This window comes from Microbacterium sp. 20-116, assembly GCF_041079415.1.
Lineage (GTDB): Bacteria > Actinomycetota > Actinomycetes > Actinomycetales > Microbacteriaceae > Microbacterium.
Window position 1 is genome coordinate 156,496 of sequence record NZ_JBFYGP010000005.1, and the last position, 13,160, is coordinate 169,655.

The following is a 13,160-nucleotide window of genomic DNA, read 5'->3' on the forward strand; positions in this document are numbered from 1 at the left end:
CGAGTCTGGTGCGATGGAACCCAGCCTGGTCGCATGGTTGACGGCACGCGGCGGCGTCGCGCACACGACCTCGGCTGCGGCTGCCGGCTTCGGCCCACGGGCGATCGCGGCGGCGGTGGCGACGTCGGAGGTGGAACGCATCCGGCGTTCCTGGATCGTCACGCCCGACTGTCCCTCGAGCCGGAAGAGAGCGGCATCCGTCAGCGGTCGGTCGACGTGCGTGAGCGCGGCTCATGACATGGGCCTGTGGACACCGCAGAGCGAAGACGTGCACGTGTGGGTGCCCGCCACGGCCTCGCGCCTCGACGACGCACGTCTGCGACTGCATCGCGCCACTGCACCCATACCCCTGATGCGCACCGATCCCCTCGAGCCCATCGTCAACGTGCTGTTCCACGTCGCTCGCTGCCTTCCTCCCGTCGACGGTCTCACCGTGTGGGAATCCGCACTTCGGTCGAAGAAGGTGGATGCCGACACCCTGGCGGCGGTGGGTTGGCGCTCGACCCGCGCCTCGAGGTTCGCGCACGTCGCCACGTTCCTCTCCGACTCGGGCCTCGAGACGCACTTCCGCGAGCTGATGCTCGCGATCGGCGTCCGCCTTCGGCAGCAGGTATGGGTCGACGGGCACCCGGTCGACGCCGTGATCGGCGAGCGCCTGGCGATTCAGATAGATGGGTTCGCTTTCCACAGCTCACCGACGGACCGGCGCCGCGACCTCCGCCAGGACGCCCGGCTGGTGCTGCGCGGGTACACGGTCCTCCGCTTCGACTACGTGCAGATCCTGTTCGAGCCCGCCTATGTGATCGACACCGTGCGCCTCGCGATGGCGCAGGGACGCCACCTCTTCCCGTCCCGCTGAGTCGTTCCGCCCGGTCCGCCCCCCTGCGTCACCAGAACAGGGGATGCCACGAGAACAGGAGAAAACTGCCTCGATTCCCCTGTTCCGGGCGCACCGCCCTGTTCTCGTAACGGCCCGGAGGAAGCGCATACGTCAGGCCGACCCGCCCACCGAATCGATACCGCGGCCCTTCCACGTCACGAGAACAGGGGATGCCACGAGAACAGGACGAAACCGCCCCGATTCCCCTGTTCCGGGCGCACCGCCCTGTTCTCGTGACAATCCGGAGGAGGCGCCCCGCCCGCCCGACCCCCACAGCGCGACACCCCACTACAGCGCGACGCCCCACCCCGCACGAGGCGGGACGGGGCGTCGACGCAGCGAAGCTCAGCCGAAGAGGGCCGCGGCCTCTTCGTAGCGGTACAGGGGCACGCTGTTGAGCTCGCCGAGGGCGTCGGCGAAGGGAACGCGCACGATGTCGGTGCCGCGCATCGCCACCATCTGGCCCCACGCGCCTTCGTGGAGAGCGTCGGCGGCGTGCAGACCCAGGCGCGTGGCGAGGACGCGGTCGAAGCCCGAGGGCGAACCGCCGCGCTGGATGTGTCCGAGCACGGTGGAACGGGTCTCGATGCCGGTGAGGCGCTCGATCTCGGGAGCAAGCAGCTCGCCGATGCCGCCGAGGCGGGGACGGTTGAAGGCATCGAGGCCCTTGTCGCTGAAGGCCTCGTCCATGCCCGTGAGCTTGAAGCCCTCCGACACGACGACAAGGGGCGCGCGACCGCGGTCGTGCGCGCGGGTGACCTGCTCGACGATCTCGTCGATCGACATCGGCACCTCGGGGATGCAGATCACGTGGGCACCCGCGGCGATACCCGCGTGCAGGGCGATCCAGCCGACGTGACGGCCCATGACCTCGGCCACCATGCAGCGCTGGTGCGAGTCACCGGTCGTTCGGAGGCGGTCCATGGCATCCGTTGCGATGTTGACGGCCGTGTCGAAACCGAACGAGTAGTCGGTGGCGCGGAGGTCGTTGTCGATCGTCTTGGGAACGCCGAGCACGTTGATGCCGTCCTTCGACAGACGGTCGGCCGCGGCGAGCGTGCCTTCGCCGCCGATGGCCAGGATGCCGTCGAGCCGGTGCCCGTACATGGTCTTGGAGATGTTCTCGGCGCCGCCGCGTGCCCCCTCGTAGGGGTTGGTGCGGCTCGTGCCGAGGATGGTGCCGCCGACCTTGGACAGGCCCTTCACCTCATGACGCGTGAGCGGGAAGAAGTCGCCGTCGACCACGCCGCGCCAGCCGTCGCGGATGCCGACGAACTCGATGTCGTAGTTGGTCGTGCCCTTGAGCACGACGCCACGGATGACCGCGTTCAGCCCGGGGCAGTCGCCGCCGCTGGTCAGGATGCCGATCTTCATGGGCAGAGTCCTCTGGTGCTGTGGTTCGGGTGAAGGGGTCGGCGCCGTTGCCGTCTTCGACCCTATCGCCGCGGGCGGGACTGCTGCCACACGGTGACGGACGGGCGGTGGTCCCTCGGCCGACCCCGCAGGCCGCTCCTACGCCCGCCGCCACCGCCCATCACTCGCGCCGCGATCGACCGACCACGTCTCCTCCGAGCGGGAGGGGACGACCGTGTCGAACCAGAACGTCTCATCGGGGCCCCACCCCGCGAGCAGACTCGCGCCGCCGTCTCCGAGGTCGACGACGCGTCCCGCGGTGGTCAGGTATCCGGCGACCGTCAGGTGGACGCCGACGGCTTCGTCCGCGACAGCCGCCCAGTCCGGCTGAACCCAGTCGCCCACACGGCCCGTGGTCATCTCCCAGACGTAGCGGCGGGAGGCGGTGACGACCAGCGGATGCCGACGGCATAGTCGCGCCCATGCCTCGGGGCCGTCGATCTCGATGACCTCCCCCTCGGGGACCCGCACGGGCTGGACGCGGGCCGTCTCCCAGCCGAACGAGTCCTCGACGAGAGTCAGTCCGAGGGGCTCTCCCCCACGGCGCGCACGGGTCGAGCGAGGAAGATCCTGCGGCGGTGTCGACCACCACACCCCGGAGACGTCCTGTCCGGCGTACTCCGTCGCGAACTGCGTCTCTTCGGCCTCCATCGAAGCGCGCCACCGCGAGAGCCGGGCGCGCAGAGGCTCCTCGGACGACCTCTTCGATTCCCAGAAGACACAGGCCTGGGCAGCGCGCGCGACCGGCTCCGTCCACCAGCTGATCGACGGGTCACGGCTGACCGACTCGGCCACGGGCTCGAGCGCAGCGAGGACCTCCTCCGTCGTCACCAGGACGTCCTCTCCCGACGGCGGCTGCCAGTAGGCGGCGAGGTCGACCGCCACCGCCAAGGCGGTATCGAGCACGGCCGGGTCGATGTGCGGTCGCACCGCGCCGAGCGCGATGGCGGCCTCGGCAGGGCTCACCTCGGGCTCGACGCAGGAGGTCGCATCGCCCGCGAAGGCGATGACGGTGCCTCGGTGCTCGTCGAACGGTCGCGCGGCCCACGACACCGCCCACGCGGCCCTCTGCACCGCCGGACCGTCCCCCTGGGCGAGAAGCACTTCGAGGCACAGCCGTCGTCCTCGGGGTCCGGCCAGCAGCGCGGAGGGGTCCAGGGTCATGTCCCCGACCGTAGTTTCCGGCCGTCGCACCGGCCACGCACGAACGCCCCGACGCCGAAGCGACCGGGGCGTTCGAGGGGAGAACCGGATCAGGCCGCGCCGAGCGCCTGACGCAGCAGATGCATGAGCGCCGACAGCTGAACCGAATCGCTCGAGCCGGGCTCGATCGCCTGGCCGTCGAGGGCGCGGGCCGCGAGGCCCTCCTTCGAGTCGATGAGCTCGGCGATCTTGGTGTCGATCGTGTGCGCGGCGATGATGCGCCAAGCGGTCACGGGCTCCTCCTGACCGATACGGTGCACACGGTCGATCGCCTGGGTCTGCTCGGCGGCGGTCCACGACAGCTCGGCGAGCACGACGTTGGACGCGGCCTGCATGTTCAGGCCGACACCGGCGGCGGTCAGCGAACACACCGCGATCCCGACATCGGGGTCGGTGTTGAACGCGTCGATCGCGGCCTGACGTGCGGTCGAGGTCTGCTCACCGCGCACCGAGACGGCCTTGAGGCCGGAGGCCTTGAAGTGGGCCTCCGCGGCATCCATCACGTCGATGTGCTTGGCGAAGAAGACGACCTTGCCGACGGAGCGCTGCAGTTGCACGGCGTAGTCGGCGGCGAGGTGCGCCTTGGCCTGACCGATGCGGCGGACCATCGTGAAGACGTTCTCGCTCCCCGAGCCTGCGGCCTTGGATTCCTCGAGCTCGCCGTGGGCGACGAGACGCACGATGTCCTCGTCGATCTCGCCGGCGGCGGAGCCCCGGTCGCCGCGCGCCTCGATGATGCGGCGGTACTTCGCCGCGAGACGGGCGCCGAGTTCGCGCTCGGCCTGGCGGATCGAGCGGCCGAACTCGTCGTCGAGCTCGACCGGTAGGTCGGCCACGAGCTTGTCGGGCAGGTCGGCGGCGACGTCCTTCTTCTTGCGCCGCACGATGCCCATCGAGATCACGGCCTCGCGCGCCTCGGGGTAGAACGCCTTGTCCGCGGGCGTCAGACCCGTGGCATCCAGCTTCTCCATGAGCTCGGGACCGGGCTTCTCGCCGTTCGTCCAGCCGAGGAAGCGCCAGATCGCGTCGAAGTCCTCGACGTCGTTGATCAGCGGGGTACCGGTCAGCGCCAGCAGGAGCGGGTCGCGGGTCTGCTGACGGACACGGGATGCCAGGGCCAGCACGTTCTGCGAGCGCTGCGACGTGAGGTTCTTGATGAAGTGCGCCTCGTCGACGACGATGCCCTTCAGCCCGATCGACGACAGCCATGAGAGGTGTCGGTCGAGGATCTCGTAGTTGACGATGAAGATGTCGGCGAAGGCGTCGATGTCGGCGCCGCCGCCCGAGATGACGGTGGCGCGCCGCTGGGGCGTCCATCGCTGCACCTCGCGGGCCCAGTTCATCTTCACGACGTTGGGCACGACGACCAGCAGCGGGTACGCGTCAGCGACGGATGCCGCGAGCACCGACTCCGCGGTCTTGCCGAGGCCCGGCTCATCGGCCAGCAGGAACGAGCGGTGGCCGGTGCGGACGGCCTCGAGGAACCGCGACTGGTGCGGCATGACCTCGAGCCCGCGCGGCGAGAGACGGTCGAACTCGGGGACGGGCGGCAGCTCCATGCTCGCGGCCGACCCGCCGGCGCCGGTCTCGAACGCCTTGTACAGCGGTCCCATGAGTTCCCAGCCGTCGAGGCGACGACGGGGGGCGTCCCCGGTCGAGCGGGGAGTGAGGTCGGGTGCGAGGAAGGGGTTCGCCATCTGGCGCGCCTCGATCGAGGCGGGGATGACCTGCTTCTCGGCGAGCGCCGCGGGAACGACCGGGGCGACCTTCGGCGTGTTGTCGGTGATGATGAGCTCGTCGGGCGGCAGCTCGGCACCAGATTCGAGCAGCCAGTCGCGGCGCATACGACGGGCGACCGGCGAGGTGGCCTGGTCGACCTCGAGCAGCTGGATCAGCGAGGTGTCGCGGGCGGCGGTCTTCGCGAGGATCGTCGCGACCCCGTCGAGGCGCTTGAGCAGCTCGGCGCGTGCGGCGTCGGTGATCTCGGTGTCGGCCTTGACCCGGGCGCGCTCCTCGCGGACGAGGAAGGCGATCACCTGGAACTTGACGCGGTTGGTGGGCCCGAGCTTTCCGCGCTGCGCCTTCGCCTCGATCTCGCGCACCTTGCGGGCGAGGATCGGGATGACGGGTGCTTCGTCGTCGCGTCGGGATGACGTGGTCTTCCTGCGTCGTTGGCTCGAGCCTCGGGACGCGGTTGCCGTAGTCGGCATGCTCCTCCTGAGCGTGTCGTCCGGATGACAATCCGGAGCGTCCGGCGAATGCCGGTGGATCAGTGACCCCGGGAATTCGTCGCTCGAACCGCCGCCGAAGAAGCGGTGTCGGCGACCCGCAACGCGTCTACGCCGAAACGGCTCGCGAGGACAGCGGAGATCGGGGTCGAGATCATTCTAGCGGCCGGAAGCCGCTTTCCGCGTGAGGCGGAGGAATTCGTCGCCGCCCAGGACGCTGAATGAGGATCCTCCGCACGTCTTTCGGGTCTCACGCCGCGCGGCGCAGCCTCAGGCTGTTCAGCACGACGAACACGCTCGAGAACGCCATCGCGGCCCCGGCCAGCATCGGGTTCAACAGGCCCAGCGCCGCGAGCGGCAGCGCGGCGACGTTGTACGCGAACGCCCAGAAGAGGTTGCCGCGGATGATCCGCATCGTGCGCCGGCTGAGGGCGAGGGCGGTGACGATGCCCCGCGGGTCGTCGCGCATGAGAGCCACGTCGCTCGCGTGCAGCGCGGCATCCGTCCCTCCGCCCATCGCGATACCCAGATCGGCGGATGCCAGGGCCGCGGCGTCGTTGACTCCGTCGCCGACCATCGCGACGGTGCGTCCCTGGGCGCGCAGGGCCGTGATCTCGTCGACCTTCCCTTCGGGCAGGACCCCCGCGCGTACGCGTTCGATGCCCAGTGCATCGGCGACGGCACGGGCGACGTGCTCGTTGTCGCCGGTGAGGAGCACGGGCTCCAGCCCCATGGCCTTCAACTGCGCGACCGCTCGGGCGCTCTCGGGGCGGACCGTGTCGGCCACCTCGATGACGACTCGGGCGTGCAGGGCACCGTCGGGACCGGCCCACCCGGCAACCACGACGGTGCCGCGCCGCTCCCCCGCCTCGACGGCGTCGGCGAGCGCCGCGGGCAGCTGCGCGCCGAGGTCCGCGGCGAGCGCCGGACGACCCGCGAACACCCGTACGCCGTCCACGGTCGCGGTGACCCCACGACCGGGCAGGGCCTCGAGGTCGGTGGCGACCGGCCCCTCGCCCGCGGCGGCGACGATCGCGTGGGCGATGGGGTGCTCCGAGCCGCGTTCGACGGCGGCGACGCGCCGCAGGGCGTCGGCGGCATCCTGAGCATCGGCGGTCGTGACGCGCGCGACGCTCATCCGGCCCGAGGTGAGAGTGCCCGTCTTGTCGAGCACGATCGTGTCGATGCGCTCCGCGGACTCGAGTGCCGCGGGTCCGGTCACGAGGATGCCGAGCTGCGCTCCGCGACCGGTGCCGACGAGGATCGCGATCGGGGTCGCAAGTCCCAGGGCGCAGGGGCAGGCGATGATGAGCACCGCGACGGCCGCGGTGAAGCCGGCGGCCACGGGCTGCCCGGCGACGAGCCACGCGACGAGGGTCAGCGCGGCGAGAACGATGACGACGGGCACGAACACGCCGGAGATCCGGTCGGCGAGGCGTTGCACGCGACTCTTGCCGAGCTGGGCGTCTTCGACGAGGCGGGCGATTCGGGCCAGGCGGGTCTGCTCCCCCACTCCCGTCGCGCGGACGACCAGTCGCCCGCCCGAGGCGATGGTGCCGCCGGTGACGGTGTCCCCGGGGCCGACGTCGACGGGCAGCGCTTCTCCGGTCAGCATGCTCTCGTCGACCGAGGCACGCCCTTCGAGCACCTCCCCATCGGTGGCGACCGTGGCGCCCGGCCGCACGACGAAGGCATCGCCCACCGAGAGCCGGTCGATGTCGATGCGTCGTCCGTCGGCGAGTTCCGCCTCGCGAGCGCCGAGGTCGAGTAGGGCGCGCAGCGCCGCGCCGGCCCGCCGGGTGGATCGCTGCTCGATGACGCGCCCGAGCAGGAGGAACACCGTCACCGCGGCCGCGACCTCGAAGTAGACGACGGAGGTCGCGTCGTGCACCGGGCCGAAGAGCATGACCTCATGCCGGATGCCGATCCGCCCGGCCGTTCCGAAGACGAGTGCCCACACGCTCCACAGGTAGGCGGCGAAGGTGCCCAGGGTGATGAGGGTGTCCATGGTCGCCGCGCCGTGGCGCGCGTTGCGCAGTGTCGCACGATGGAACGGCCAGCCGCCCCACAGCACGATCGGCGTCGTGAGAACGAGCGAGACCCACTGCCAGCCCGGGAACTGCCACGCCGGGATCATCCCGAGGGCGACCACCGGCACGGCGAGGGCGAGCGAGACCCACAGACGGACGCGCAACGGGGTGGAGCCGGGCGCGTCGCCGGTGTCGTGGACGTGGCCGGCGTGGTCCGCTGCCGCGTCGAGCGCGTGGCCGGTCGCCGCGTCGATCTCGCCGCCGGGCGCGGGAACGGCGACGGAATCGGGCGCCGAGGTGCCGGCATCCGCTCGCTCGCCCGTGGGGGTCGGCAGAGGGGCGGATGCCGCCACACCCGCCGCCGGCCGAGAGGCGGGGCGCGGACGGACGGTGGCGTCGTATCCGGCGGAGCGGACGGCGTCGACGAGGGCAGCGGGGTCGAGGTCGGCGGGGTAACGCACCCGCGCGGTCTCGGTCGCCAGGTTCACCGCGGCCTCGACGCCCTCGACGCGGCCGAGCTTCTTCTCGACGCGGGCGACGCAGCTCGCGCAGGTCATGCCTTCGATATCGAGCACGGCCTCCGCGGTCGGTGCTTCGGTGCTCTCGGCCATGGCTCCTCCTCCGGTCACTCCGTTCTCAACACGATACCCCCTGGGGGTATTCCCGGGGCCGGATACCGTCCGGGCCGCCCACCCGCCCGCGCCGGCCTGCGCGACCCTACGCTGGAGTCATGGCCGACACGATGACACGCGAGCAGCGGGTCGTCCTGGCGGTTGCCGTTCTGGCGTCGTTCGTGTCGTTCCTCGACGGGACCGTGGTCAACGTCGCTCTCCCCGCGATCGCGGGCGAACTCGGCGGCGGCCTGTCGACGCAGCAATGGGTCGTGGACGCCTATCTCGTGACCCTCGGGGCGTTCATCCTCGTCGCGGGTTCGCTGAGCGATGTGCTGGGGCGCGTCGTGGTGCTGCGGATCGGCCTCATCGGCTTCGGCATCACCTCTCTCGCGATCGCCGCAGCCCCCACGGCCGAGTTCCTCATCGTCGCCCGAGCGCTGCAGGGCATCGCCGGCGCGCTCCTGGTCCCGAGCTCGCTGGCCCTGATCACCTCGACGTTCCGCGGACCCGCGCAGGCCCGCGCGATCGGCATCTGGACCGGCGCGACCACCGTCGCCATGCTCGCCGGCCCCCTCATCGGCGGCATCTTCGTCGACACGCTCTCGTGGCGCCTGGTGTTCCTCGTGAACGTCCTGCCCATCGCGGTGACCCTGTGGTTGCTCGCCCGCCTCGGGCACCGCGACCACCGTCGTCCCGGCGCGCGCGTCGACATCCTCGGGGCCGTGCTGTGCGCCCTGGGACTCGGCGGCATCGTCTTCGCCCTCATCGAACAGCCGAACCTCGGGTGGGCCTCGCCGGTGATCTGGGCGCCCGGGGTCATCGGCATCCTGTCGTTCGCGGGTTTTCTCGTGCGCCAACGCACGGCGCGCGACCCGATGATGCCGCTCGACCTGTTCCACTCGCGCAACTTCTGGGCGGGAAATCTCACCACCGTCTTCGTCTACGCAGCCCTGTCTCTCAACGGCTTCGTCCTGAGCGTGTACCTGCAGCAGGGCGCGGGGCTGCCGGCCACCCTCGCGGGACTCGCATCGCTGCCGAGCACGGTGCTGATGATCCTGCTCAGCTCACGAATGGGCGCGCTCGCGGGGCGTTTCGGACCGCGCCTGTTCATGACGCTCGGCCCGATCGTGATGGCCGTGGGCGCCCTCCTGCTGCTGAACGTCGGCGGCGACTTCGCCTACGTGACGCAGGTGCTGCCCGGAGTGATCGTGTGGGGCCTGGGCCTGACCGCCACGGTGTCCCCCCTCACGGCGGCCGTGCTCGGCGCGATCGACACCGAACGATCGGGCATCGCCTCGGCCGTCAACAACGCCGTCTCGCGCGTCGCGGGACTCCTCGCGATCGCCGCGGTGTCGGCGGTCGTGGGCGGCTCGCTCGATCTCGACGGCTTCCACCGCGCTGCCGTCTTCACCGCGGCGCTGATGCTGCTCGGGGCTGCGGCGTCGTTCCTCGGCATCCGGAATCGGTTGCCCCGGCAGGACTGAGCGACGAGCCCGGGCGTCACGCGCACCCGGGGCGGTGTAGCGGTGCCCGAGCGGTCCCGAGGCCACGGACGACGCCGCGAAACCGCGCCCTCTCCGCGCTCAGCGCAGAATGGCCCGCGCCCGCTCCACGTCGTCGGCCATCTGCACCAGCAGGGCGTCGATGCCGTCGAAGGCCGTCATCTCGCGCACCCGCTCGACGAAACGCACCTCGACATGGTGGCCGTACAGGTCGAGGCCGGTCTCATCGATCACGTACGCCTCGACCTGGCGTGCGTGCACGTCGTCGAACGTGGGATTGGTGCCGACGCTGATCGCGGCCGGGTAGCTGATGCGCCGCGCGCCGTCGACGTCCACGAGCCAGCCGGCGTAGACACCGTCAGCGGGGACGAAGCCCTCGAGTTCGGGCGAGAGGTTCGCGGTGGGGTAGCCGAGCTCGCGGCCGCGCTTGAGTCCGTGCACGACTTCGCCCCACACCGAGGGCGCACGACCGAGCAGGCGCGCAGCCGTGGCGACGTCGCCGACCGACAGCGCCTCGCGTATCCAGGTGGACGACACCCGCCGATCGGCGTGCACCGCGCGCACATCCTCCACCACGTCGACGCGGAACCCGTGCTCGGCGCCCATGCGCGTCAGCAGGTCGGGGTCGCCCTCTCCCCCGGCGCCGAAACGGAAGTCACGACCCACGAGCACCGTTCGCGCCTGCAGCGCTTCCACGAGCACCCGCAGCGCGAAGTCGTGGGCGGGGATGGCCGCCAGCTCTTCGTCGAAGGTCAGCAACAGGGTAGCATCCACCCCGGCCCGCTCGAGCAGCTCGAGCTTCTGGTGCGGTCCGATCACATCGGGCGGACATTTCTCGGGGCGCAGCACGCTCAACGGGTTGCGGTCGAAGGTCACCGCGACCACGCGCGCTCCGTCGGACGCGTCGATGCGCGCCCGGTCGATCACGGCGCGGTGCCCGGCGTGGACGCCGTCGAACTTGCCGATCGCCACCACCGAGGGACCGAAGTTCTTCGGCACCTCCGCGGGCTCGCGGAACACGATCACCGGGTCGCCCGACGGTGACGCATGAGCCACCACAGTCCGAGGAAGGGCAGCACGAGGGGGATGAACAGGTAGCCGTATCCGTAGACCGACCACACCGTCGGGTGCTGGAACAGCTCGGGGAGCACGAGACTCAGGGTTCCCACGACGAGGACACCCACCAGCTCGAAACCGATGGCGATCCACGCGATGCGGTACCAGGTCGGTCGCGCCGAGAAGACGAGCGCGAGGGTGGCGAGGATGTACACGACCGCGGCGAGGGCCGACAGCGAGTACGCGAGCGGGGCGTCGTCGAACTCGCGGACGATCTGCACGAAGGAGCGGCCGGTGGCGGCGAGCGCCATGATGCCGTAGACGACGACGAGGACACGGCCGATGCCGGTCATCCCCCGGGAGCGGGTGGGAGTGGTGGATGCCATGACCTGTCGATTCTAGTTCGCCCGCGGCCGCGGCGAGCGGTGCGGCCCGCGTCAGGCCAGCTGTACGGTCCAGATGATGTGCATGCGCCAGACCATGACGGCCACGGCGAGGGCCGCGACGCCCATGATGACGGTGCTCCAGCGGCTGCGTTCGATGAGCGCCCACGCGGCTCCCGCGACTGGCACGAGGGCGGCCGAGACGAGATAGGTCCAGAACTCGAGCAGGCTCCCCGACGGGGGGTTGCCGGCGAACGGCGAGATGATCGCCACCACGATCTGCACGATGAGCAGCAGTTCGATGAGCGCGAGGGATCCGACCGTGACGTCTCCGGGGCGGCGTCCGACGAGCCCCGCCGTGATCGCGACGAGGCCCGCGAGGACGGCGATCCCCACCTGCACGAGCGTGAACCACAGGATCATCGGGCGGCCTCCTCGGGCATGTTCATGGCGCTCTTGAGCTGCGTCCCCCGCTTCTCGACGATGCCGACGAGGCGACCGTCGGGGTCGATCGCGGCGGCGAGGGCGCCCGTCAGGCGTCCTCCCCCGTCGATGCGTTTGCCGTGACGCAGATCGCGCGCTTCGTCCGCCCCCACCGCGAGGGCGCCGACGACGACGGCGGCCGCGGTGGCCGGCTCGACGAGGGCGTCTTCGGCGATGTCGTCGACGGATGCCGCGCCGGAGACGTCGAAGGCACCGATGCGGGTGCGCCGAAGGGCCGTCAGATGCCCGCCCACGCCCAGCGAGCGACCCAGGTCGCGGGCCAGGGCTCGGATGTACGTACCGCTCGTGCAGTCGACGACGACGTCGAGTTCGATCGTCGTGTCGCCCCGACGGGTCTCGCGCACATGGAAGCGCGAGACGGTGACGCGCCGAGCCTTCAGCTCGACCTCTTCGCCCGCGCGGGCGAGGTCGTAGGCGCGGCGCCCGTCGACCTTGATGGCCGACACCGTGCTCGGCACCTGGTCGATCTCGCCCGTCAGCTCGGCGATACCCTCGAGGATCTGCGCCTCGGTCACGGCGGACGCGTCCGCACGGGCGGTCTCGGTCCCGTCGGCGTCGTCGCTGTCGGTCTCGACCCCCAGGAGGATCGTCGCCTCGTACGTCTTGTCGGCGCCGACGATGTACGTGAGCAACCGTGTCGCCCCCTCGACGCCGAGGACGAGAAGTCCGGTTGCCATCGGGTCGAGCGTGCCGGCATGGCCGATCTTGCGGGTGCCGAGCGCCCGGCGGGCCCGCGACACGACGTCATGGCTGGTGATGCCCCCGGGTTTGTCGACCAGGAGAATGCCGGGGCGGACCATCAGCAGAAGTCTCCGAACACCTGGACGGGGTGCGAGGGGTCGGAGTTCTCGACGATGACCGAGGCGGCGACGCGCGGCCGCGCGGTGTGGACGTACTGCTTCTGCGCGTCGGGCAGCTCGGGGCGCGGCTGTCCGACGGGCGGGTTGGACTCGAGCCACACCGACCAGTTCCACAGTCCCCGCCGCGCCGGGGTCTGGAGGAACACGCCGTCGACCACGAGCACTGCGTCGCCCTCGCCCGCGCGGAAGGGCGCCACGACGCCGTCGCGCACGTCGGCTGCCTCGTCCGAGACGCTCGCCCGGTGCACGGCCGTGCCATCCTCGGCCACCGCGGACGCGAAGCCCTCCGCGAAAGCGCGCGCCGCCTCGGCATCCAGCCCCTCGATGGCCACCACGACGCGGCCCGCGCGGTTGTTCTGCCGCATGAGGTCGCGCAAGCTGCGCTGAAGGGTCTCGACGGGGTTCTCGCTGGACATGCCTCCAGCCTACGGTCGACCACCGACACTCGACCGCGCTCTCCGCCCCGCAACGGCTGCGCCGCGCCGCC

Annotated in this window: 11 protein-coding genes; 2 read left to right on the forward strand and 9 right to left on the reverse strand. The window is 71.0% G+C overall.

Translation table 11 applies throughout. From position 1 onward, the window contains the following. The first annotated feature begins 13 nt into the window (after positions 1-13). Positions 14-859 carry an endonuclease domain-containing protein gene (locus AB6V29_RS11635; RefSeq protein WP_369358784.1) on the forward strand — a complete coding sequence of 282 codons (846 nt, stop codon included), beginning with the start codon at positions 14-16 and terminating at the stop codon, positions 857-859. Between the two features lie 366 nt (positions 860-1,225). Here AB6V29_RS11635 and AB6V29_RS11640 read toward each other — a convergent pair whose 3' ends face one another. The 4 genes from AB6V29_RS11640 to AB6V29_RS11655 all read right to left on the reverse strand — a co-directional run bounded on the left by AB6V29_RS11640 (position 1,226) and on the right by AB6V29_RS11655 (position 8,365). Further along, positions 1,226-2,254, reverse strand: coding sequence for a 6-phosphofructokinase (locus tag AB6V29_RS11640; RefSeq protein ID WP_141375580.1), 1,029 nt, complete (start codon positions 2,252-2,254; stop codon positions 1,226-1,228). A 138-nt stretch (positions 2,255-2,392) separates the two neighbouring features. After that, positions 2,393-3,457, reverse strand: coding sequence for a hypothetical protein (locus AB6V29_RS11645; protein ID WP_369358785.1), 1,065 nt, complete (start codon positions 3,455-3,457; stop codon positions 2,393-2,395). Between the two features lie 89 nt (positions 3,458-3,546). After that, the gene (locus tag AB6V29_RS11650) at positions 3,547-5,706 is read right to left on the reverse strand and encodes a DEAD/DEAH box helicase (RefSeq protein ID WP_369358787.1); all 2,160 of its coding nucleotides are present in this window, start codon (positions 5,704-5,706) and stop codon (positions 3,547-3,549) included. Between the two features lie 268 nt (positions 5,707-5,974). Then, positions 5,975-8,365: a heavy metal translocating P-type ATPase gene (locus AB6V29_RS11655; RefSeq protein ID WP_369358789.1), complete on the reverse strand. Its 2,391-nt coding sequence runs from the start codon at positions 8,363-8,365 to the stop codon at positions 5,975-5,977. Between the two features lie 119 nt (positions 8,366-8,484). Between AB6V29_RS11655 and AB6V29_RS11660 the strand changes: the two genes are divergently transcribed. Further along, positions 8,485-9,852, forward strand: coding sequence for an MFS transporter (locus AB6V29_RS11660; protein WP_369358790.1), 1,368 nt, complete (start codon positions 8,485-8,487; stop codon positions 9,850-9,852). A 99-nt stretch (positions 9,853-9,951) separates the two neighbouring features. Here the strand turns inward: AB6V29_RS11660 and AB6V29_RS11665 are convergent, their stop codons facing one another. From AB6V29_RS11665 to AB6V29_RS11685, 5 genes are read right to left on the reverse strand one after another with little or no spacing between them, the layout of a single operon-like run. Next, the gene (locus AB6V29_RS11665; protein WP_210071922.1) at positions 9,952-10,896 is read right to left on the reverse strand and encodes a bifunctional riboflavin kinase/FAD synthetase; all 945 of its coding nucleotides are present in this window, start codon (positions 10,894-10,896) and stop codon (positions 9,952-9,954) included. Then, complete coding sequence (locus tag AB6V29_RS11670) at positions 10,893-11,312, reverse strand: hypothetical protein (RefSeq protein ID WP_307315925.1); 420 nt, start codon at positions 11,310-11,312, stop codon at positions 10,893-10,895. The genes AB6V29_RS11665 and AB6V29_RS11670 overlap by 4 nt, the downstream gene beginning before the upstream one ends. 51 nt (positions 11,313-11,363) lie before the next feature. Beyond that, the gene (locus AB6V29_RS11675; protein WP_210071924.1) at positions 11,364-11,732 is read right to left on the reverse strand and encodes a hypothetical protein; all 369 of its coding nucleotides are present in this window, start codon (positions 11,730-11,732) and stop codon (positions 11,364-11,366) included. Next, positions 11,729-12,613: a tRNA pseudouridine(55) synthase TruB gene (truB, locus tag AB6V29_RS11680; protein ID WP_307315920.1), complete on the reverse strand. Its 885-nt coding sequence runs from the start codon at positions 12,611-12,613 to the stop codon at positions 11,729-11,731. The genes AB6V29_RS11675 and truB overlap by 4 nt, the downstream gene beginning before the upstream one ends. Continuing rightward, on the reverse strand, positions 12,613-13,089 hold the full coding sequence (locus AB6V29_RS11685) for a hypothetical protein (RefSeq protein WP_369358793.1): 477 nt from the start codon (positions 13,087-13,089) through the stop codon (positions 12,613-12,615). The genes truB and AB6V29_RS11685 overlap by 1 nt, the downstream gene beginning before the upstream one ends. Positions 13,090-13,160: the final 71 nt, after the last annotated feature.

Excerpts from the sequence above, each read along its gene's own strand:
- AB6V29_RS11635 (WP_369358784.1), top strand. The coding sequence starts at position 14 with ATGGAACCCAGCCTGGTCGCATGGTTGACGGCACGCGGCGGCGTCGCG.
- AB6V29_RS11640 (WP_141375580.1), bottom strand. The coding sequence starts at position 2,254 with ATGAAGATCGGCATCCTGACCAGCGGCGGCGACTGCCCCGGGCTGAAC.
- AB6V29_RS11645 (WP_369358785.1), bottom strand. The coding sequence starts at position 3,457 with ATGACCCTGGACCCCTCCGCGCTGCTGGCCGGACCCCGAGGACGACGG.
- AB6V29_RS11650 (WP_369358787.1), bottom strand. The coding sequence starts at position 5,706 with ATGCCGACTACGGCAACCGCGTCCCGAGGCTCGAGCCAACGACGCAGG.
- AB6V29_RS11655 (WP_369358789.1), bottom strand. The coding sequence starts at position 8,365 with ATGGCCGAGAGCACCGAAGCACCGACCGCGGAGGCCGTGCTCGATATC.
- AB6V29_RS11660 (WP_369358790.1), top strand. The coding sequence starts at position 8,485 with ATGGCCGACACGATGACACGCGAGCAGCGGGTCGTCCTGGCGGTTGCC.
- AB6V29_RS11670 (WP_307315925.1), bottom strand. The coding sequence starts at position 11,312 with ATGGCATCCACCACTCCCACCCGCTCCCGGGGGATGACCGGCATCGGC.
- AB6V29_RS11675 (WP_210071924.1), bottom strand. The coding sequence starts at position 11,732 with ATGATCCTGTGGTTCACGCTCGTGCAGGTGGGGATCGCCGTCCTCGCG.
- truB (WP_307315920.1), bottom strand. The coding sequence starts at position 12,613 with ATGGTCCGCCCCGGCATTCTCCTGGTCGACAAACCCGGGGGCATCACC.
- AB6V29_RS11685 (WP_369358793.1), bottom strand. The coding sequence starts at position 13,089 with ATGTCCAGCGAGAACCCCGTCGAGACCCTTCAGCGCAGCTTGCGCGAC.